Origin of the sequence: Burkholderia sp. ABCPW 14, from assembly GCF_001523835.1 — a bacterium.
GTDB classification, from domain to species: Bacteria; Pseudomonadota; Gammaproteobacteria; order Burkholderiales; family Burkholderiaceae; genus Burkholderia; species Burkholderia mayonis.
Genome location: NZ_LOVS01000135.1, coordinates 34066 through 53420 on the forward strand (window position 1 = coordinate 34066; position 19355 = coordinate 53420).

A 19355-nucleotide genomic window follows, 5' to 3' on the forward strand; every position below is an offset into this window, starting at 1 on the left:
GCATCGTGCCGCTGACGCGGCAACGGAACGGGAAACGGCCGGTCGCGGGACCGGCCGTTTCCCTCCGGGCCGCCGATATCGTTTCAAGGAGTGAAGGTCATGACGCAAATGATGCTCGACATGCGCGTGGCGCTCGCGGCGCCGGCCAGGCGCGCGCCCGCCGTCGCGTTGCGGCGGCTGGTCGGCTTCGCGATCGCGGGCGGCGGCGCGGCCGTGCTGATCGCTCAGGCCGCGCATCACATCGCGGCTGCCGCGGGCGGGTGAGCGCTCATCCGATTCGCGCAAATTGCGCGATCGCGGTCTAAGCTAAACTGGTGTGGCCCGAACGCGCACGTCGCAAACGCGCATGTCGCAAACGCGCACGTCGCCTTCGGCATGCGGATTTTTCGATGCATTTTCGCCGGTTCGAACCATCGGACAAGGAGTCTCGAGGATGGCCAAGAAAAGCAACGCAACTCAGATCAACATCGGCATCAGCGACAAGGATCGCAAGAAGATCGCGGAAGGGTTGTCCCGTCTGCTCGCGGACACGTACACGCTGTACCTGAAGACGCACAACTTCCACTGGAACGTGACGGGCCCGATGTTCAACACGCTGCACCTGATGTTCGAGGAGCAGTACAACGAGCTATGGCTCGCCGTCGATCTCGTCGCGGAGCGCATCCGCACGCTCGGCGTTGTCGCGCCGGGCACGTATCGCGAATTCGCGAAGCTGTCGTCGATTCCCGAGGCGGACGGCGTGCCGGCCGCCGAGGACATGATCCGCCAGCTCGTCGAGGGGCACGAGGCCGTCGTGCGCACCGCGCGGACGATCTTCCCGGACGCCGACGCGGCAAGCGACGAGCCGACCGCCGATCTGCTGACGCAGCGGCTGCAGACGCACGAGAAGACCGCGTGGATGCTGCGCTCGCTGCTCGCCTGAGCGGCGCATGCGTGGGAGGCCGGCGCCGAGCCGGTCCGAATCCCGATTTCGATCTCGATCGACTCGATGAGAGCCTCTCTCGGCTTGGCCGCGGGAGGCTTTTTCGCATGGGCGGCGCGCCGGATTCGCGGCCGGCACGCGCGAGAACGCGTCGTGGCCCGACGTTCGCGCGGCGATTGGCGAGCCGCGCAGACGGTTTTAGAATGCAACTCATCGTCCGCAATGCGCGCGGCTCGGCGCCGCGCTTCAGGACTTTCCCGATTCCCGCAAGCCATGACCCGACGTAGAGACATGAGCGCCGACGACTGCCCCGTCGCGCGCGCGGTGGCCGCGATCGGCGATCGCTGGTCGCTCCTCATCGTGCGCGACGCGTTCGACGGCATGCGCCGCTTCACCGAATTCCAGCGCAACCTCGGCATCGCGCGCAACATGCTCGCCGACCGGCTGAAGACGCTCGTCGATTCGGGCGTGCTCGCGGCGGCGCCCGCGTCCGACGGCTCCACGTACCAGGAGTACGTGCTGACCGACAAGGGACGCGCGCTCTTTCCGGTTGTCGTCGCGCTGCGGCAGTGGGGCGAGTCGCAGTTGTTCGCGGCGGGCGAGCGTCATTCTCGCCTCGTCGAGCGGCGCAGCGGCCGGCCGGTGGCCGCGATGGCGCCGCGCACGCATGGCGGCCGCGCGCTGCGGCCGGAGGATGCGGTCGTCGACAAGCTCGGTTCGGACGGCGAGCAGTAGCTTTCGCGCGGGGCCGGATGGGGCGGCGCGGTCGGCGTCGCGGTCGAGGCGCTGGCTGCCGAACCGCCGAACCGCCGAACCGCCGAACCGCCGAACCGCCGAACCGCCGAACCGCCGAACCGCCGAACCGCCGAACCGCCGAACCGCCGAAACGCCGAAACGCCGAAACGCCGAAACGCCGAAACGCCGAAACGCCGAAACGCCGAAACGCCGAAACGCCGAAACGCCGAAACGCCGAAACGGCCCGTCGGCGCGGACGCATTTACGGCGCCCGCATTTCGAATGCGGCCGGCGAGCAGCGCGCAAAGGGACGCAAAAAAGGGCAAAAGCGCCGGGCCCGCGTTTTTGCCGCAAATCCCGTGCGGTTCTACAATGCCGGGGTTACGTTTCCGGGCTTCCCGCCCGTTCGCCCCGATGCTCGCCCGTTTCCCTCTCTATTTGCGGCTGATCCGGATGGACAAGCCGATCGGCAGCCTGCTGCTGCTCTGGCCGACGCTGAACGCGCTGTGGATCGCGTCAGATGGCCATCCGGCGCCGTCGCTCGTCGTCATTTTCGTGCTCGGCACGCTGCTGATGCGCTCGGCCGGCTGCGCGATCAACGACTACGCGGACCGCGATTTCGACCGCCACGTGAAGCGCACCGCCGACCGGCCGCTCACGTCGGGCAAGATCCGCGCGTGGGAGGCGATCGCGATCGCCGTCGGTCTCGCGCTCGTGTCGTTCCTGCTGATCCTGCCGCTCAATGCGCTGACGAAGGAATTGTCGGTCGTCGCGGTGTTCGTCGCGGCGACCTATCCGTTCATGAAGCGCTTCTTCGCGATTCCGCAGGCGTACCTCGGCATCGCGTTTGGCTTTGGGATCCCGATGGCGTTCGCGGCCGTGCAGGACACGGTGCCGACGATCGCATGGATGATGCTGGTGGCGAACGTCTGCTGGTCGGTCGCGTACGACACCGCGTACGCGATGGTCGATCGCGATGACGACCTGAAGATCGGCATGCGCACGTCGGCGATCACGTTCGGCCGCCACGACGTGCTCGCGATCATGCTCTGCTATGCGGCGATGCTCGGCATCTACGTGTGGCTCGGCGCGACGCGGCATTTCGGCTGGCCGTACTGGGCGGGCTGGGTGGCCGCGGTCGGGTGCTCGATCTATCACTACACGCTGATCAAGGACCGCGAGCGGATGGCGTGCTTCGCCGCGTTCAAGCACAACAATTGGCTCGGCGGCGCGCTGTTCGCAGGGATCGTCGCGCACTACGCGCTGACTGCGCTGTAGGCGTCGCGCCGGCGGGCGCTCGCCCGTGCGACACGGGTCCGAAAGCGGCTCTGTTGGGCCGCTTTCCTTTTTGGCGCGTTGAATTGCGGCGGGGCTCGTCTGCACGACGTTCGCGAGGCCGCGCGTCGAGGGGCGCACGCGATTCGGTCGCGAGATCGTGTTGCCGCATCCGCATCCGCATCCGCATCCAAGACCAAGACCAAGACCAAGACCAAGACCAAGACCAAGACCAAGACCAAGACCAAGACCAAGACCAAGACCAAGACCAAGACCAAGACCAAGACCAAGACCAAGACCAAGACCAAGACTGGGGCCAGGCTCGAGTCCGATGCCGCGTCTGCGTCTTCGCGATCCATGAGAATCGCTTAATGGCATTCGCGCGGCCTCAAGGATCGGCGATGACCTCGCATCCGGCATCCGCATCGCCTGGTGCCCTTCGAGCGAGTCCATCGGCGCACGGCGCAACACCCGCTTCAGTTTCGCGTGCGTTCCGCGATCGATCGAACCGGGTAGGGCACCGGCATCCCGGCGACATGCGATCTGACGTTCTCGAGCGCCATCCTCGCGACCGCATGCTGGGCCTCCTGCGTCTCCGCCGCGACATGCGGCGTGAGGATGACGTTCGGCAGGCGCCGCAAGCCTTCGCCGACGTTCGGCTCGTCGGCGAATACGTCGAGCCCGGCCCAGCCGAGTCTTTGTTCGGACAGCGCGTCGATCAGCGCGGTTTCGTCGACGAGCGAGCCGCGGGCGATGTTGACGATGGCCCCGGCCGGCCCGATCGCATCGATGACGTCGCGGCCGACGAGGCCGCGGTTGCGCTCGTCCGCCCGGCACGCGACAACGAGATGATCGGCCCATCGCGCGAGGTCGAGCGCGGTGGAAAAGAAAGGGAGATCCGACTCGGGCTTCGCCCGCAATGCGGTGTAGCCGACTTGCGCTTCCATCGCGACGAGTCGCGATGATATCCGTCGTCCGATCGCACCGAGACCGACGACGCCGACGCGTGCGCCGGCAAGGCCGCGTCCGCCGACGAACGGGATCGGGCGCGCGACTCGCCAGTTCCCGCCGGCGACGAATCGATGCAGATCGGGAAGCCGTCGCACGCATGCCAACAGCAGGCAGATCGCGAATTCCGCGACCGCCGACGCATTGGCGTCAGGGCAGTGGGCGACGACGATGCCTCGATCGCGCGCGGCGGCGAGATCGACGCCTTCGAATCCCGAGCCGCAGCAGCAGATCAAAGACAGGTTCGGCAGCCGCGTCATCGCGTCCCGGGTGGCGCCGATCCGGCCGACGGTCAGCAAGACGTTCGCATGCCCGGCGCCGCGCAGGTCTGCGTGCGGGTCCGAGAGATCGACCGGGCCCGCGACCGGAAACTCGCGTCGAACGGCATCGAGCGTGGCGTCGGGCGTGCAGTGCGTCGCCAGGATGCCGGGAGATTGATCGGCTTTCATCGCGTGCGCCACCTCAGGCGCCAATGCAGATCGCACCAGCCGCGATCACGACGCATGATACGAATCGCTTCGCGGTGACCTGTTCGTTCAGGAAGATTCGGCCGATCAGCACGGCGAACACGACGCTCGTTTCGCGGATCGCGGACACCGCGCCCATCGCGCCGAATTGCATCGCCCAGACGACGATGCCGTACGCGACGATCGACACGATCCCGCCGGCGACCGACGAGCCGATGTCGACCCTGGGCGCCCTCAGCGCGCCCCAGCTCCGGTTCGTCACGAACACGACGGGCATCAACGCGTAGAACACGAAAGTCCACGCGACATATGAGATCGAATCGCCGGACAGGCGCACGCCGATGCCGTCGATGACCGTGTATAGCGCTATCGTGACGCCCGTCAGCAGCGCCGCCGCGGCGTTCGCGTACGACACCTTGTTGCGCTGCCACGCGAGACTGATGATCCCGACCGAAACCAGTGCGATGCCGACCACGTGAAGCGCGACGAGACGCTCGCCGGCGAAGAGCGCCGCGCCGAGCGTGACGAGGAGCGGGGACGAACCGCGGGCGATCGGATAAGCCTCGCCGAGATCGCCGTGCCGATACGCATAGACGAGGCTCAGGTTGTAGCCGATGTGGACGAACCCCGAAGCGACGACGTACGGCCAGGACGCAGCGGCGGGAGCGGGCAGGAACGCGACGAAGACGATCGCGACGGCGGCGATTCCGATGCTCATCCACGTCATCGACAGGAAGCGATCCCGATTGCCGTGCAGAATCGCATTCCATGATGCGTGCAGCACCGCTGCCAGCAACACCAATCCACCGACATAGCTGATCATTTCGCCGATCCGATATTGGGGCAACGAGAGGGATCGCCTCACTCTAATTGATGATTGTCTGCTCAGTCAAACGGCCTGCCGATATAGGGCTTTCGGCGGAAATCGGCCGATCGTCGAATTTCATTTACACCACACCGGAGGCCATCGCTTTCAATACGGCGAGATGCCTCGATTGAACGTCGAATTTCGCCATCAATTTCTTCACGTGATAAAGCACGCCGTTCTCCGATATGCCGAGTATCATCGCGATCTCCCAGCTCGATTTTCCGGCGGCGATCCATTTCAGGCATTCGAGCTCGCGATGGGTCAACGGCGCGCTCGGCTCATGGTCCGGCCGGTTCGAAATGCGCTCCATGCCTTCGCGAACGAAAGCGGCGGCGAGCGCTCCTTGCGCGAAAGTCGTCGGCGCATGTTTCGCGGACAGGCTCGTCGTTCCGCCGGCCGAGCGCGACGCGAGACTCAACACGCTGACCTCGCCATGCCTCGAATGCACCGGAAAACTCGCGCCCGCGACGAGCCCGTGACCGCGAGCGTCTTCCATGAAGTTCCGCTGTTCGCGGGAATGGCAGATACCGTCGTGCCACTGCAGCGGAATCAGGCGGTGCCCGCAGTGCTGCACGATCGGATCGATTCGAATATATCCGGATGACTTGTATTTTTCTTGCCAGGCCGTCGGGTAATTCGAGATTGTCTTGACCGGACTTTCCTGTTTGTCCATGTCGGAAAGCGTGCCGTAAAAGAAGTAATCGAAGCCGAGTCTTGCCGCGATTCTGGACAGGATGTCATGGATGTCGCGTTCCGTTCTCGCGGACGACGTTTGATCGAGAATATCCTGCGTCAATCTCTCGTGTCTCATGATGGTTCACCGGAAACGGATGGCCGATGGCGGATGGCCGATTTCAGGCCAAGGGTGGCGTTCGCGCCTGCGCGTGCCGCGTCCCGTTCGGATCGCGATGCGGCGCCGCGCCCGTCGGCAACGACGCCACGAATTCGGACATGCGCCGAACGAGTTCGTCGATATCGGCGTCGTCGATTTCTCCGATCACGCCAACCCGGAACGAATCCGGATTCCAGTGCTTGGTCGGATAGATTTCGAGCCCATGCTCGAACAGGTATTGCTCGAGCGCGGCGACACGTCCGCGGACCTGGGGTGGCGTCGCGAACGTCGTGATGATCGGCGCGCGGTTCGCGGCGTCGATGACGGGCGCGATGCCGACACGCGCAAGCCCGTCGACGAGCCGCTGCGTGCGCCGCCGATACGACGCGAGGCGCGCGGCCTGTCCGCCGGCTTCGTCGTACTCGTCGATCGCCCGGTCGAGCGCGAGCATGATCTGGATCGGCGGCGTGTATCGCCACTGACGATTCGATTCGAGCGCGCGATGCTGCGCGAGCAGATCGAGACTCAGCGTGCGCGGGCGAGGACGGCGCATCAGCGCCGTTTCGTCGGCGATCACGAATCCGAGGCCGGGCAGGCCGTGAAGACACTTGTTCGACGACAGCGCGACCGCCGCGAGCGTCCGCCCGGCGAATTCGAGCGGATATGCGCCGAACGTGCTGATTGCGTCGAGCAGCACGCGGCGGCCGTGCCGAGCGGCGAGCGAGACCAGGCCCGCGACGTCGTTGAGCACGCCGAGCGCCGTCTCGAAGTGAACGGCCGCGACGTGCGTGACATGAGGGCTCGCGGCGAGCGCGCGTTCGACGAGCGGCAGATCGATTCGCGCGGTGTGGTCGCACGCGAGCACGTCATGCCGGATGCCGTGAACCCGGCATATCTCCGTCATTCGCTCGCTGTATGCGCCGTTTTCGACGATCAGCACGTGATCGTCGTCGGCCAGCAGGCTGCACAGCATCGCTTCGACGGCGAATGTGCCGCTGCCCTGGATCGGCACCGCGCTGTAGCCGCTGCCGCAGCCGGCGATGCGTGCGATCTTCGCCCTCAAGCGCTGGGTGAGCGCCGTCGCGGGCGGGCTGCGCGAGCCGAGATCAACCGCGGCCGCGGCGCGCACCGCATCCGATGTGGTGAGCGGGCCCGGCGTGAAGAGGCGGCGCCGCGTGACGTGCGTGCGCGACATTCTCTCGGCGGCATCGTTCATTTGGGCGCCTCCTGGGCCGCGCTGTGACGAGTCGGCGTGGCGACATGGAAGATCGGGTTGTCCGGCCGGCTGCGCTTCGCGCGGTAGTACAGCTCGTACAGGTCGCCTTCGCTCGCGGGATTGAACGTGAAGAACAGCATGCGGCGCGTCGATCCCGACCGGTTCGGCTCGGAGCGGTGCGGGACGTACGAGTCGAACAGGATCATGTCGCCCGGCTGCGCCTCGACGAGCGTCCACGTCATCCGGGCGGCGAGCTCGTCGACGATGTCGCCGTTGCGCGGCCCGCCCCCGTAGCTCGGCAGCGCCGCGAGCAAGCCGCGCGGCGTCCGCGTCGACGGCGCGCGGGCCGACAAGCCGTCCCAGGCGTCGGCCATCTCGAGGCCGCCGTTCGCCTCGACCGCGGGATCGAGCGCCAGCGCGGCCGTGACCTGATAGCGGGTCGGGAAATGGCGATAGGCGGTGATGTCCTGATGCGCGGTGAAAGCGCCGCCGCCCGGGAGCTTCAGGTTGCATTTGTCCTTGAAGAGCGACACGGGCTCGCCGAGCACGCTTTCGATCAAATGTGCGAGACGCGGGACGAGCGATTGCTTCACATAGGCGGACGCCCCGGCCAGATATTCGAACCTGCACAACGTGCGCGGATCGGTGCGCTCGGCAACCGCGATGACGGCGCCGGCATCGGCGGACGCGCCCGGGTTCTCGAGCAGGCGGCGTGCCGCTTGCGACGCCAATCGATCGTATTCGGCCTCGATGCGGGCAAGATCGATCTGCGTGTCGCGATGCGACAGGCGGACGTAGCCGCGTTCGTGAAAGGAATCACGCAGTGTGTTCATCGGAAGTGCCCGGTGGAGTCGAGAGCAATCGGAAAGCGCAGGCCGGCGCGGCCGCCCTTCGCCGATTCAATCCGCATGCCGCATCCGTTCGAGCGCCTGCTCGAAAGCCTGCTGCTGCGTGCACAGCACGAGGCGGACGTGGTCGTCCCCGAGTCTTCCGTATGCCGAGCCGGGCACGACCGCCACCTTGCGCTGCTCGAGCAGGAATCGCGCGACTTCGTCGCCGACCGGCACGCCGTCCCGGCGATAGGCGGCCGGCAGCTTCTCGTAGAAGCCGCTCACGTCCGGGAACAGGAACATCGCGCCGAGCGGGCGCCGCGTCCATCGATAGCCGGAGTCGGCCGACAGGCGCTTGACCGCGGCGACGTTGCGCGCACGCAGATCGTCGACGGTCCGTGCAAGCCAGCCGTCGCGCTTCGGATCGCCGATGATGCGCTTCGCGATGCGCTCGTACTGGATGTTGACGCCGAGGTACAGATAGTCGTGCGCCTTCGCCGCTTGATCGATGACGTGAGCCGGCGCGACCATCCAGCCGATTCGCAAGCCGGGCAGGCCGAATTTCTTCGAGAAGCTGTTGATGAGTATCGCGTTGCGGGCGAGCGGCGCGAACGTGCTCGCCGGCATGTGCGGCCGTTCGAAATGCATCACGTCGTAGACCTCGTCGTGAATGACCCAGGTGCCGTGCTTGTCGGCCACTTCGGCGATGCGCCGCCAGTCGTCGTGGCTCGCCACGTAGCCGGTCGGATTTTCGGGCGAGTTCACGATGAACGCCTTCGCGCCTTTGCACAGCGTGTCGTCCGCGAGGTTGTCCGCGTATTCGTGCTGAGATGGCGCCCGGCGAAGGCGGCGCGGCACGCGATCGAGCGTCGCGACGGTGCGGGCGTAAAGCTGATACGACGGATCGCTGACGATCACCGGATCGCCGGCCGCCGACGTCACGAGGAGTGCGAGCGTGATGGCTTCCACGCCGCCGTGCGTCGTCATGATCTCCCGCTCGGCATCGAGCAGCAGCCCGTAGCGATCGCGATACCAGCCGGCGATCGCCTCGCGCAGCGCGAGGCTTCCGCGCGGGTCCTCGTAGCGCTTCGCGCCGTCGAGGAACGCGTTGAGCGACAGGTCCTCGCGGGAGAGGTCGTCGAGCAGATGCGCGGGCGGCCCGAAGACGGGTTCGCCGAAGCTCAGGTTCGCGATCTGCGGATCGGCCTTCGCGCGAAGCGAAATGGCCTTCGACGCATAGATGTCCATGTCGACGAGTACCGGATTCAGCTCCGTGGGGAAGACACCGGGAGAAACTCGAGTTGTTTGCATGGTGCGCTCACGTTCGTAGTGATGAGACGAGGGCGGGGCGCCGCCGGATTGCGTGACGGCGCCCGCCGATGGTTCGCGACCGCGGGAGGGCGGCCGTCCGTCGCGCGACGCACGCTTGTCCCGCCGGCGCCGGATGCCTGTGAAGCCGCCCGGCGACGGCGCCCGGCGCAACGGCCGGACGGCCGAGCTTGTCCGTTGGTCCGACGGCGATCGGGACGCGGAGCCACTTCGGCTCGCGCATCGCGGATGCGCTCGACGCAGCGGTGAACGCTTCGCGTCGCGCGCCGCTCCGCGCGCGGGATTCGGCTAAGCGGCATCCCGGTCCGTCACGCGCCGGACGGACGACATCGTATGAATCACGCAGCGAAGTACTTGCGCTCGGCGGCCTGCACTTCGAATTCGCCGGTGAGCTCGAAGATGTCGTTCAACGTCGCGATTTCGTGCTCGATCCCGGCGACGGTCTGGCTCTCGTAGATCGCGCGCGTCACCCGTCGGATGTTGGTCACGGACGCGCGCAGGCTGTGATTGGCCCAGATCACGGCGGACACATGCGCGTCGCGGAACGCGGCCGTCGGCGTCTTGTAGTATTTCGTCGGCACGATGATGACCGGGGCGCGCCGCGACCATTGATCGCAGAAGTCGAGAATCTCCTGCCCGTCGGCCTTCTTCGAATGGATCAGGATCGCGTCCGCGCCCGCTTCGCGGTACGCATCGGCGCGCTGGAGGGCTTCCTCCATCGGGCAGCCGCTGACGAGCGCCTCGATTCGCGCCACGACGCAGAAATCCGGATCGACCTGACTGTCCTTCGCCGCGCGCAGCTTGCCGCAGAATTCCGCGATGTCCGCGAGATCCTGGCCCGATCCGATGAAGGAATTCGTCTTCGGGAAAAGCTTGTCTTCGAGGCACACGCCGGCAATGCCGAGCTGCGACAGCTTCTTGACCAGCCGGCGCACGTTGTTGAAGTTGCCGAAGCCGGTGTCGCCGTCGAGCAGGATCGGCACGGACGTGTGGTCGGTCATGAATTCGACGACGTCGACGACCTGGGTCCACGAAGCTTCGTTGCGGTCGGTCAATCCGAGCGACGCGGAGATCGACAGGCCCGAACCCCATATCGCCTTGAAGCCGACTTCCTCGGCAATTCTCGCGCTGAGCGCGTTATGGGCCTCCATGAAGAATTCCAGCTCGTTTCCGCAAATCAGCTCCTTCAGGACGCGTGCTTTTGTCTTTTTCATAGACTCACCTTTTATAGGGTCTTCTGATAGCCGGATGCCGATCGTTTGCAATGGATCGGCGCGTCGTCCGGAATTTGGAATGCAATAGGCCTACGCGTTAACGTTGAATGTCATTGGCTTGGGTTAAATTTTATTAGACATCTTTCTGTCACATTTAAACACTACAAGAAGATGTAGGGTAATGCGGGAGAAAATGACGCGATCCTGGGAGTATTTGGGGGCGGTGAAGTAGAAATTTCCGGGTTATGGCGGAGCGGGTCAAAATCGGGATATTGTTATCGTGATATCTTGCTATTTTAGCGTTTGACCCTGATCCGTAATGCCTTTCGTTAATATTTTGGCTGACAATTTATTTGAAAGTTATTCAACTGAATTGGGATTATTTGTTGGCTGATTGTGTTTCTTGATGAAGATATTTATTGAATAATATCGATGATATGAATTTTAATTCGGACGCGAAGCCCGAATAACTCCGGGCCGATTTCCACGAAACCGATGCGCGATGTCGACTGAGAGCGTGCGCGACGCGTAGCGGAACCGGCTGTGCGCGGTTGCGCCGTGGCAGCCGTCGGCGCGTCGGGAGCAAAGACGGAAAGTGGCGGCACCGACGACGAAGCGCCGAGCGCTGATCGCAAGCGTCACGCGAGCGGGAACCGCTGCGCCGGTTATCGAGCCGAGGGCTTGCGGTCCGAAAAAGGGCGGGGACATCGCCCGCCGGTCGAGCTCGGACGCGGTAGATCGCGCCCGAGCTCGACGAACCATCGATTACGCCGCGCCGAGCTCGTCGCCCATTTCCTTCGCGCGGGCCTGCGCGGCGAGCACGCCGCGCACGATCGCTTCCTTCACGCCCTGCGCGTCGAACGACGCGAGCGCAGCCGCCGTCGTGCCGCCCTTCGACGTCACGCGCTCGCGCAGCACGCTCGCCGGCTCGCCCGACTGCACCGCGAGCTGCGCGGCGCCCGCGAACGTCGCGACCGCGAGTGCGCGGCCTTGCTCGTCGTTCATCCCGAGCTGGCGCGCCGCTTCCTGCAGCGCCTCGATGAAATAGAACACGTACGCGGGGCCGCTGCCCGAGATCGCGGTGACGGCGTCGAGCTGCGATTCGTCGTCGAACCAGACGGTCTCGCCAACCGCGCCGAGCACGTTCGACGCGAGATCGCGGCCCGCCGCGTCGACGTTCGGCAGCGCGGAGAGGCCGGTCACGCCGAGGCCGACGAGCGCCGGCGTGTTCGGCATCGTGCGCACGACGCGCGGGTAGTCGCCGAGCCAGCGCGACAGGTCGGCGCCGCGAATCCCGGCCGCGATGCTGACGACGAGCTGCGTCGACAGATGCGGCGCGAGCGCGGTCGCGACGTCCTTCAGCACCTGCGGCTTCACGGCGAGCACGATCGCGTCGTAGCCGGCGAGCGCGCTGTCGATCGCGGCGGCCGTGCGTACGCCGAATTGCGCTTGCGCGCGCTTGCGCGCATCTTCGTTGACGTCGACGGCGAGCAGGCCGCCGGCCGGGACGCCGCGCTTGACGAGTCCGCCGATCAACGCGGCTGCCATGTTGCCGCCGCCGATGAATGCGATTTTCATGATGAGGTCGTTTGGAGAAGTGACGGTTCAGTGGGAATAGTCGCGCGCGCCGAAGATCGCGGTGCCGATCCGGACGATCGTCGCGCCTTCGGCGACGGCGGCCTCGAGATCGTCCGACATGCCCATCGACAGCGTGTCGAGCGCGAGCCCGTCGGCGCGCAGTCGTTCGAAGAGCGCTCGCAGCGCGCGGTGCGGCGCGCGCTTCGCATCGGGATCGTGCGCGGGCTCGGGAATCGCCATCAGTCCGCGCAGCCGCAGCGCGGGCAGCGCGGCGACCGCGCGCGCGAGCTCGGCGGCGTCCGCGGGCGCGACGCCGCTCTTCGACGCCTCGCCGCTGATGTTCACCTGCACGCAGACATCGAGAGGCGGCAGGTGCGCGGGCCGCTGCTCGGACAAGCGCTGCGCGATCTTCAGCCGGTCGACCGTGTGCACCCAGTCGAAGCGCTCGGCGACGGCCCGCGTCTTGTTCGACTGCAGCGGACCGATGAAATGCCATTCGAGCTCGGCGCGCAGATCGGCGAGCGATTCGATCTTGTCGATCGACTCCTGCACGTAGTTCTCGCCGAACGCGCGCTGGCCGGCCGCATGCGCGGCGCGCACCGCGTCGGCGGGAAACGTCTTCGACACCGCGAGCAGCGTGACCGCGCGCGGCGCGCGTCCGGCCGCGCGCGCGGCGTCTTCGATGCGGTGATGAACGGAGGCGAGGCGGGCGGCGAGATCGGACATGTCGGGACGATCGAAACGTGGGGCGTGCGCCGGGCGGCGTGCCGCGGCGCGCGACGGATGCGGGGATTATACGGACAACCGGCGCGCGCGAAGCGGCACGCGGCGCACGGGCCGCGCCGAGTCAACCGTACAGCAGGTTTTCGACGAGCTGCACCCAGTGCACGACGGGCACTTGCGTGCCGCTTTGCAGATGCGCGATGCAGCCGATGTTCGCCGAGACGATCATCTGCGGCTCGGTCGCCTGCAGCTTCGCGAGCTTCTGCTTGCGCAGCTTGTATGCGAGCGACGGCTGCGTGAGCGAGTAGGTGCCCGCCGAGCCGCAGCACAGATGGCTGTCGGCGGGCAGGCGCACTTCGATGCCGAGCGCTTCCAGCAGCCGCTCGACCTTGCCGCGCGATTGCTGGCCGTGCTGCAGCGTGCACGGCGGGTGATAGGCGACCGTGTGGATTCCGCGCCGGCGCGTGAGCGCGATCAGCTCGGCCTCGAAGCCGCCGAGCAGCTCGGACAGGTCCTTCGTCAGCTCGACGATGCGGCGCGCCTTGTCCGCGTACGCCGGGTCGCCGCGCAGCAGGTGCGCGTATTCGAGCACCGTCGCGCCGCAGCCGGACGCGTTCATCACGATCGCCTCGACGCCGCGCTCGACGTGCGGCCACCACGCGTCGATGTTGCGGCGCGCGTCGTCGAGCGCCTCGTCGTGATAGCCGAGGTGCAGCCGGATCGCGCCGCAGCATCCGGCTTCGGGCGCGACCATCGTTTCGATGCCGAGCGCGTCGAGCACGCGCGCGGTCGCGATGTTGATGTTCGGCATCATCGACGGCTGCACGCAGCCGGCGAGCATCAGCACGCGGCGCTCGCGCTGCGCGGTCGGCCACGCGAGGAGGCGTGCGCGCGGCGGCACCTTGTCGCGCAGCCGCTTCGGCAGCAGCGGCCGCACGTGCTGGCCGAGCCGCATCACGGGCGCGAACACGGCGGCGTTCGGCACGAAGCTCGCGAGCAGGCGCCGCGTGAGCCGCTGCGACAGCGGCCGCGACACTTTCGTCTCGACGACCTTGCGGCCGATGTCGACGAGCCGGCCGTACTCGACGCCGGACGGGCAGGTCGTCTCGCAGCTTCGGCACGTGAGGCAGCGATCGAGATGCAGTTGCGTGCTGCGCGTGACGTCCGCGCCTTCGAGCATCTGCTTGATCAGATAGATGCGTCCGCGCGGGCCGTCGAGCTCGTCGCCGAGCAGTTGATAGGTCGGGCAGGTCGCGGTGCAGAAGCCGCAGTGCACGCACTTGCGCAAGATCGCGTCGGCGTCGTCGCCGTCGGGCGTATTGCGGATGAAATCGGCGAGGTTCGTCTGCATCGCACTTTAGAGATCGGGGTAGAGCCGGCCGCGGTTGAAGATGCGCGCCGGATCGAACGCGGTCTTCAGGCCACGGTGGATTTTCATCAGCGGCGCGGGCAGCGGCGTGAACACGCCCGCGCTGCGGTCGTAGCTTCCGCTCGCGCGAAAGAGCGTCGCGTGGCCGCCCGCCTGCTTCGCGCTCATCCGCACCGTCTGCGCGTCGGCGTCCGTGATCCACCAGCGCTGCGCGCCGCCCCATTCCATCATCTGCGTGCCGGGCAGTTGCATCGGCTCGGTGATCGACGGCAGCGACAGGCGCCACAGCGCGTGGCCCGGCGCGAGCGACGAGAAGAACGGATCGCTCTGCTCGCGCACGCCGTCCCAGAAGCGCTCGGCCTCGACCGCGTCGACGACTTCGCCGCCGAGCACGGTTTTCGCGCTCTTCACGGCCGCCTCCGCGCCGGACAGGCGCAGCACGAGCGTGCCGTATCGCCACGCGCTCGCGGACAGCGGAAACGGGCGGCCCGCCCATTCGTTGAGCTTGCGTACCGCGTCGGTTGCGCTCATGTCGAATTTCAGCGTGACTTCGGCGGCGGGGACGGGCAGCACCTTGATCGACAGATCGAGCATCAGCCCGAGCGTGCCGAGCGAGCCCGCCATCAGGCGCGACACGTCGTAGCCCGCGACGTTCTTCACGACCTGTCCGCCGAAGCGCAGGACATCGCCGCGCCCGTTCAGCAGCGTCACGCCGAGCACGAAATCGCGCGGCGCGCCCGTCGTCGCGCGGCGCGGGCCGGCGAGGCCCGCCGCGACCGCGCCGCCGATCGTCGCGCCGCGCCCGAAGTGCGGCGGCTCGAACGGCAGCATCTGGCCGCGCTCGGCGAGCGTTTGCTCCAGCTCGCCGAGCGACGTGCCGGCGCGCGCGGTGACGACGAGCTCCGCCGGGTCATACGACACGACGCCCTGATGCGCGCGCGTGTCGAGAATTTCCCCGTCGAGCGCCTGGCCGTACCAGTCCTTCGTGCCGCCGCCGCGTATGCGCAGCGCGCGGCCGCTCGCCGCGGCGTCGCGGATGCGAGCCGCCCAGCCTGCGACGATGTCGTCCTCTTCCATGGCGTTCTGTTTCGTTGTTCGTTTCGGTCGATTTTACCGGGGTGGCGAAATCGCGCATTCGGGCGAACCCCTTAGAGCGTGTTCACGCTAAAAACGGGCTCGCGAACGCGCCTTGCCGGCCGCATGGCGGCCGCGAGGCACGTTCGCCGAACCAGGCCCTGGACCGCGCGCAGCGTCAGAAGCGCGGCAGGTCCGGATGCGGCAGCAGCCCGCCGCGCACGTGCATCCGGCCGTATTCGGCGCAGCGCGCGCGGGTCGGAATCCCCTTGTCTGGATTCAGCAGCTCGGGCGGATCGAACGCGCGCTTGACCGCGAAGAACGCGTCGCACTCCTCGCGCGAGAACTGCACGCACATCGAATTCAGCTTCTCGACGCCGACGCCATGCTCGCCCGTCACCGTGCCGCCGAATTCGACGCAGCTTTCGAGAATATCCGCGCCGAACGCTTCCGCGCGGTGCAACTCGTCGGGATCGTTCGCGTTGAACAGGATGAGCGGGTGCATGTTGCCGTCGCCCGCATGGAACACGTTGATGCAGCGCAGCCCGTATTTCGTCTCCATCTGCTCGATGCGCGCGAGAAGCGGCCCGATCGAGCGGCGCGGCACCGTGCCGTCCATGCAGTAATAGTCGGGCGAAATGCGGCCCGCGGCCGGGAACGCGTTCTTGCGGCCCGACCAGAAGCGCAGCCGCTCGGCCTCGCTGCGCGATATCTGGATGCGCGTCGCACCGTGCTCGCGCAGCACCGCGGTCATCCGCACGATCTCCTCGGCGACTTCTTCCGGCGTGCCGTCCGATTCGCAGAGGAGGATCGCGGCCGCGCCGAGGTCGTAGCCCGCGTGCGTGAACGCCTCGACCGCCTGCGTCGCCGGCTTGTCCATCATCTCGAGGCCCGCGGGGATGATGCCCGACGCGATGATCGCCGCGACCGCCTCGCCGCCCTTGACGACGTCGTCGAAGCTCGCCATCACGAGCTGCGCGGCCTGCGGCTTCGGGATCAGCCTGACCGTGACCTCGGTGACGATGACGAACATCCCTTCGCTGCCGATCGTGACGGCGAGCAGGTCGAGGCCGGGCGTGTCGAGCGCGAGCGAGCCGAACTCGACGATCTCGCCGTCGATCGTCACGCCGCGCACGCGCAGCACGTTGTGGCACGTGAGCCCGTACTTCAGGCAATGGACGCCGCCCGAGTTTTCGGCGACGTTGCCGCCGATCGTGCATGCGATCTGCGACGACGGATCGGGCGCGTAGTAGAGCCCGTACGGCGCGGCGGCTTCGGAAATCGCGAGATTGCGCACGCCCGGCTGGATCGTCGCCGTGCGCGCGTACGAATCGATTTCGACGATCCGCGTGAAGCGCGCGAGCGACAGCACGACGCCGTGCCCGATCGGCAGCGCGCCGCCCGACAGGCTCGTGCCCGCGCCGCGCGGGACGATCGGCACGTTCATCCGCCGGCAGATCTGCGCGATCCGCTGCACCTGCGATTCAGTCTCCGGCAGCACGACGGCGAGCGGCAGCCGGCGGTATGCGGAAAGCGCATCGCACTCGTACGCGGCCGTGTCCTCGTCGCGGTACAGCAGGCAGTGGGTCGGCAGCACGGCCATCAGCGCCTGCACGACTTCGCGCTGGCGCTGCGCGCGCAGATCGGCCGACAGTTCGGCGGGGGCGTTCATGTCTCCTCCTGGTCCGCGACGGACGGCGCGAGGTCGTTCGCCGGTCTCGTCGCTGGCTTCGTTTTCGTCATGCGTCGATCGTGAAGATCTTGCCGGGATTCATCAGATTGTTCGGATCGAGCGCGAGCTTGATCGCGCGCATCGCGTCGACCGCGTTCTCGCCGTGCTCGGCCGCGAGAAAGCGCATCTTGTGCAGCCCGATGCCGTGCTCGCCCGTGCAGGTGCCGCCCATCCGCAGCGCGCGCTCGACGATCCGGTCGTTGAGCGCTTCGGCTTCGGCGAGCTCTTCGGGCTTCGAAGGATCGATCAGGATCGCGACATGGAAGTTGCCGTCGCCGACGTGGCCGACGATCGGGCACGGCAGCGACGATGCGTTCAGATCGACCTCGGTTTGCTCGACGCACGCGGCGAGCTGCGAGATCGGCACGCAGACGTCGGTCGTCACCGCGCGGCAGCCGGGCTTCAGTTGCAGCATCGAGAAATAGGCGTGATGGCGCGCGGACCAGAGGCGCGTGCGGTCTTCGGGACGCGTCGCCCATTCGAAGCCCTGGCCGCCGTTCTGCTCGGCGAGCGCCTCGACTTGCTGCGCCTGCTCGCGCACGCCGGATTCGGTGCCGTGGAATTCGAAGAAGAGCGTCGGCGCCTCGGCGAGCCCGAGATGCGCGTTGCGATTGATCGCGCGCACGGCGAGCGCGTCGACGAATTCGACGCGCGCGATCGGCACGCCGATCTGGATCGTCTCGATCACGGTGCGCGCGGCGGCGCTCATCGACTCGAACGCGCACACGGCGGCCGATACCGCCTCGGGTTGCGGATGCAATCGCAGCGTGATTTCGGTGATCACGCCGAGCGTGCCTTCCGAGCCGACGAAAAGCCGCGTGAGATCGTAGCCCGCCGCCGACTTGCGCGCGCGCGTGCCGGTCTTCACGATGCGGCCGTCCGCGAGCACGACGGTGAGGCCGAGCACGTTCTCGCGCATCGTGCCGTAGCGCACCGCGTTCGTGCCCGATGCGCGCGTCGCGGTCATCCCGCCGATGCTCGCGTCCGCGCCCGGGTCGATCGGAAAGAAGAGGCCGGTGTCGCGCAGCGCGTCGTTGAGCGCGCGGCGCGTGACGCCGGGCTCGACGGTCGCGGTCAGATCGTCGGCGTCGATCGACAGCACGCGGTTCATCTCCGACAGATCGAGCGACACGCCGCCGCGCACGGCGAGCAGATGGCCTTCGAGCGACGAGCCGACGCCGTACGGGATCAGCGGCACGTCGTGCCGCGCGCAGAGGAGGACGGCGTCGCGCACGTCGTCGGCCGCGTGCGCGAACACGACGGCGTCAGGCAGTTGCGGATCGAAAGGAGACTCGTCGCGGCCGTGATGGGCGCGCACGGCTTGCGCGGTCGACGTGCGCGAGGCGAACCGGGCGGCGAGCGCGTCGACGAACGCTGCGGGAAGCGGGCGATGCGGCGGAGCGGGGTGGTTCACGCGAGTCTCCTGGGGGCGGATCTTTATGGCAGGCGCCGCGGCGAGGCGGGCAAATCATTTTACGCTCGAAAGCACGCGCGCCGCCGCCAAGGCGGCTGCGATAATAGGAATTTTACCGACGCGGCGCGCGCCGCCGCTGACCATGGGGACACGAATGGGCAATCGCTTGAGCAAGATCGCGACCCGCACGGGCGACGACGGCACGACGGGCCTCGGCGACGGCAGCCGCGTGCGCAAGGACGACGCGCGGATCGCGGCGATCGGCGACGTCGACGAATTGAATTCGCAGATCGGCGTGCTGCTCGCCGAACCGCTGCCGGACGATATCCGCGCGGCGCTGTCGACGATCCAGCACGACCTGTTCGACCTGGGCGTCGAGCTCTGCATCCCGGGGCACGCGGCGATCACCGACGCGCATCTCGCGCGTCTCGACGATTGGCTCGCGCACTACAACGGGCAACTGTCGCCGCTGAAGGAGTTCATCCTGCCGGGTGGCGCGCGCAGCGCGGCGCTCGCGCACGTGTGCCGGACCGTGTGCCGGCGCGCGGAGCGCTCGATCGTCGCGCTCGGCGCACACGAGGCGCTCAACGCGCCGCCGCGCCGCTACGTGAACCGGCTGTCGGATCTGCTGTTCGTGCTCGCGCGCGTGCTGAACCGCGCGGCGGGCGGCGCCGACGTGCTGTGGGACCGCACGCGTGCGCGCTGAACGCGTTGATACGCATCATTGCAATCGCGAACCCATTGTGTCGAGGTGCGACAATTTGACCGC

The 19355-nt window shown here is 67.2% G+C and carries 17 protein-coding genes and 1 pseudogene; 5 read left to right on the forward strand and 13 right to left on the reverse strand.

The genetic code is table 11. The annotated features are described in order from the left end of the window. Positions 1-99: 99 nt before the first annotated feature. The 4 genes from WS62_RS34400 (at position 100) to ubiA (ending at position 2935) form a co-directional block, all read left to right on the forward strand. Positions 100-264 carry a hypothetical protein gene (locus WS62_RS34400; RefSeq protein WP_082721152.1) on the forward strand — a complete coding sequence of 55 codons (165 nt, stop codon included), beginning with the start codon at positions 100-102 and terminating at the stop codon, positions 262-264. A gap of 169 nt (positions 265-433) precedes the next feature. Then, on the forward strand, positions 434-922 hold the full coding sequence (gene dpsA, locus WS62_RS20835) for a non-specific DNA-binding protein DpsA (protein ID WP_059470900.1): 489 nt from the start codon (positions 434-436) through the stop codon (positions 920-922). A gap of 273 nt (positions 923-1195) precedes the next feature. Beyond that, positions 1196-1657, forward strand: coding sequence for a winged helix-turn-helix transcriptional regulator (locus tag WS62_RS20840; RefSeq protein WP_066574712.1), 462 nt, complete (start codon positions 1196-1198; stop codon positions 1655-1657). 414 nt (positions 1658-2071) lie between these two features. Beyond that, positions 2072-2935, forward strand: coding sequence for a 4-hydroxybenzoate octaprenyltransferase (gene ubiA, locus WS62_RS20845; RefSeq protein WP_066574714.1), 864 nt, complete (start codon positions 2072-2074; stop codon positions 2933-2935). A gap of 473 nt (positions 2936-3408) precedes the next feature. Here ubiA and WS62_RS20855 read toward each other — a convergent pair whose 3' ends face one another. From WS62_RS20855 to WS62_RS20915, 13 genes and pseudogenes are all read right to left on the reverse strand, one after another. Further along, positions 3409-4389: an NAD(P)-dependent oxidoreductase gene (locus tag WS62_RS20855; RefSeq protein ID WP_066574858.1), complete on the reverse strand. Its 981-nt coding sequence runs from the start codon at positions 4387-4389 to the stop codon at positions 3409-3411. Between the two features lie 13 nt (positions 4390-4402). Next, positions 4403-5230, reverse strand: a complete 828-nt coding sequence (locus WS62_RS20860) for a DMT family transporter (protein ID WP_066574855.1) — start codon at positions 5228-5230, stop codon at positions 4403-4405. A 124-nt stretch (positions 5231-5354) separates the two neighbouring features. Next, positions 5355-6086, reverse strand: a complete 732-nt coding sequence (locus tag WS62_RS20865; RefSeq protein WP_231748366.1) for a LuxR family transcriptional regulator — start codon at positions 6084-6086, stop codon at positions 5355-5357. A gap of 43 nt (positions 6087-6129) precedes the next feature. Continuing rightward, complete coding sequence (locus WS62_RS20870) at positions 6130-7323, reverse strand: 2-aminoethylphosphonate aminotransferase (RefSeq protein ID WP_066574722.1); 1194 nt, start codon at positions 7321-7323, stop codon at positions 6130-6132. Further along, entirely contained in the window at positions 7320-8156 is an 837-nt protein-coding gene (locus WS62_RS20875; RefSeq protein WP_066574732.1) for a phytanoyl-CoA dioxygenase family protein, read from the reverse strand. Before WS62_RS20875 ends, WS62_RS20870 begins: the two co-directional genes overlap by 4 nt. A 66-nt stretch (positions 8157-8222) precedes the next feature. Further along, entirely contained in the window at positions 8223-9464 is a 1242-nt protein-coding gene (locus tag WS62_RS20880; protein WP_066574735.1) for a pyridoxal phosphate-dependent aminotransferase, read from the reverse strand. A 359-nt stretch (positions 9465-9823) separates the two neighbouring features. Next, positions 9824-10696, reverse strand: a pseudogene (gene aepX, locus WS62_RS20885) (phosphoenolpyruvate mutase); the annotation flags it as partial. A gap of 765 nt (positions 10697-11461) precedes the next feature. Continuing rightward, positions 11462-12274 (reverse strand): pyrroline-5-carboxylate reductase, encoded by an 813-nt coding sequence (gene proC / locus WS62_RS20890; protein WP_066574739.1) that lies wholly within the window; start codon positions 12272-12274, stop codon positions 11462-11464. A 27-nt stretch (positions 12275-12301) separates the two neighbouring features. After that, positions 12302-13000 (reverse strand): YggS family pyridoxal phosphate-dependent enzyme, encoded by a 699-nt coding sequence (locus WS62_RS20895; RefSeq protein ID WP_066574741.1) that lies wholly within the window; start codon positions 12998-13000, stop codon positions 12302-12304. Between the two features lie 121 nt (positions 13001-13121). Continuing rightward, the gene (gene glcF, locus WS62_RS20900) at positions 13122-14348 is read right to left on the reverse strand and encodes a glycolate oxidase subunit GlcF (RefSeq protein WP_066574743.1); all 1227 of its coding nucleotides are present in this window, start codon (positions 14346-14348) and stop codon (positions 13122-13124) included. Between the two features lie 6 nt (positions 14349-14354). Beyond that, entirely contained in the window at positions 14355-15443 is a 1089-nt protein-coding gene (gene glcE / locus WS62_RS20905; RefSeq protein ID WP_066574745.1) for a glycolate oxidase subunit GlcE, read from the reverse strand. Positions 15444-15618: 175 nt separating this feature from the next. Continuing rightward, positions 15619-17112: an FAD-linked oxidase C-terminal domain-containing protein gene (locus WS62_RS20910; protein ID WP_066574749.1), complete on the reverse strand. Its 1494-nt coding sequence runs from the start codon at positions 17110-17112 to the stop codon at positions 15619-15621. A gap of 67 nt (positions 17113-17179) precedes the next feature. Beyond that, on the reverse strand, positions 17180-18586 hold the full coding sequence (locus tag WS62_RS20915) for an FAD-binding oxidoreductase (RefSeq protein WP_066574751.1): 1407 nt from the start codon (positions 18584-18586) through the stop codon (positions 17180-17182). A 154-nt stretch (positions 18587-18740) separates the two neighbouring features. Here WS62_RS20915 and WS62_RS20920 point away from each other — a divergent pair, with 154 nt between their 5' ends. Further along, complete coding sequence (locus WS62_RS20920) at positions 18741-19292, forward strand: cob(I)yrinic acid a,c-diamide adenosyltransferase (RefSeq protein ID WP_066574753.1); 552 nt, start codon at positions 18741-18743, stop codon at positions 19290-19292. Positions 19293-19355: the final 63 nt, after the last annotated feature.

Coding starts and splice junctions, on each gene's coding strand:
- WS62_RS34400 (WP_082721152.1), top strand. CDS start 100: ATGACGCAAATGATGCTCGACATGCGCGTGGCGCTCGCGGCGCCGGCC.
- dpsA (WP_059470900.1), top strand. CDS start 434: ATGGCCAAGAAAAGCAACGCAACTCAGATCAACATCGGCATCAGCGAC.
- WS62_RS20840 (WP_066574712.1), top strand. CDS start 1,196: ATGACCCGACGTAGAGACATGAGCGCCGACGACTGCCCCGTCGCGCGC.
- ubiA (WP_066574714.1), top strand. CDS start 2,072: ATGCTCGCCCGTTTCCCTCTCTATTTGCGGCTGATCCGGATGGACAAG.
- WS62_RS20855 (WP_066574858.1), bottom strand. CDS start 4,389: ATGAAAGCCGATCAATCTCCCGGCATCCTGGCGACGCACTGCACGCCC.
- WS62_RS20860 (WP_066574855.1), bottom strand. CDS start 5,230: ATGATCAGCTATGTCGGTGGATTGGTGTTGCTGGCAGCGGTGCTGCAC.
- WS62_RS20865 (WP_231748366.1), bottom strand. CDS start 6,086: ATGAGACACGAGAGATTGACGCAGGATATTCTCGATCAAACGTCGTCC.
- WS62_RS20870 (WP_066574722.1), bottom strand. CDS start 7,323: ATGAACGATGCCGCCGAGAGAATGTCGCGCACGCACGTCACGCGGCGC.
- WS62_RS20875 (WP_066574732.1), bottom strand. CDS start 8,156: ATGAACACACTGCGTGATTCCTTTCACGAACGCGGCTACGTCCGCCTG.
- WS62_RS20880 (WP_066574735.1), bottom strand. CDS start 9,464: ATGCAAACAACTCGAGTTTCTCCCGGTGTCTTCCCCACGGAGCTGAAT.
- proC (WP_066574739.1), bottom strand. CDS start 12,274: ATGAAAATCGCATTCATCGGCGGCGGCAACATGGCAGCCGCGTTGATC.
- WS62_RS20895 (WP_066574741.1), bottom strand. CDS start 13,000: ATGTCCGATCTCGCCGCCCGCCTCGCCTCCGTTCATCACCGCATCGAA.
- glcF (WP_066574743.1), bottom strand. CDS start 14,348: ATGCAGACGAACCTCGCCGATTTCATCCGCAATACGCCCGACGGCGAC.
- glcE (WP_066574745.1), bottom strand. CDS start 15,443: ATGGAAGAGGACGACATCGTCGCAGGCTGGGCGGCTCGCATCCGCGAC.
- WS62_RS20910 (WP_066574749.1), bottom strand. CDS start 17,112: ATGAACGCCCCCGCCGAACTGTCGGCCGATCTGCGCGCGCAGCGCCAG.
- WS62_RS20920 (WP_066574753.1), top strand. CDS start 18,741: ATGGGCAATCGCTTGAGCAAGATCGCGACCCGCACGGGCGACGACGGC.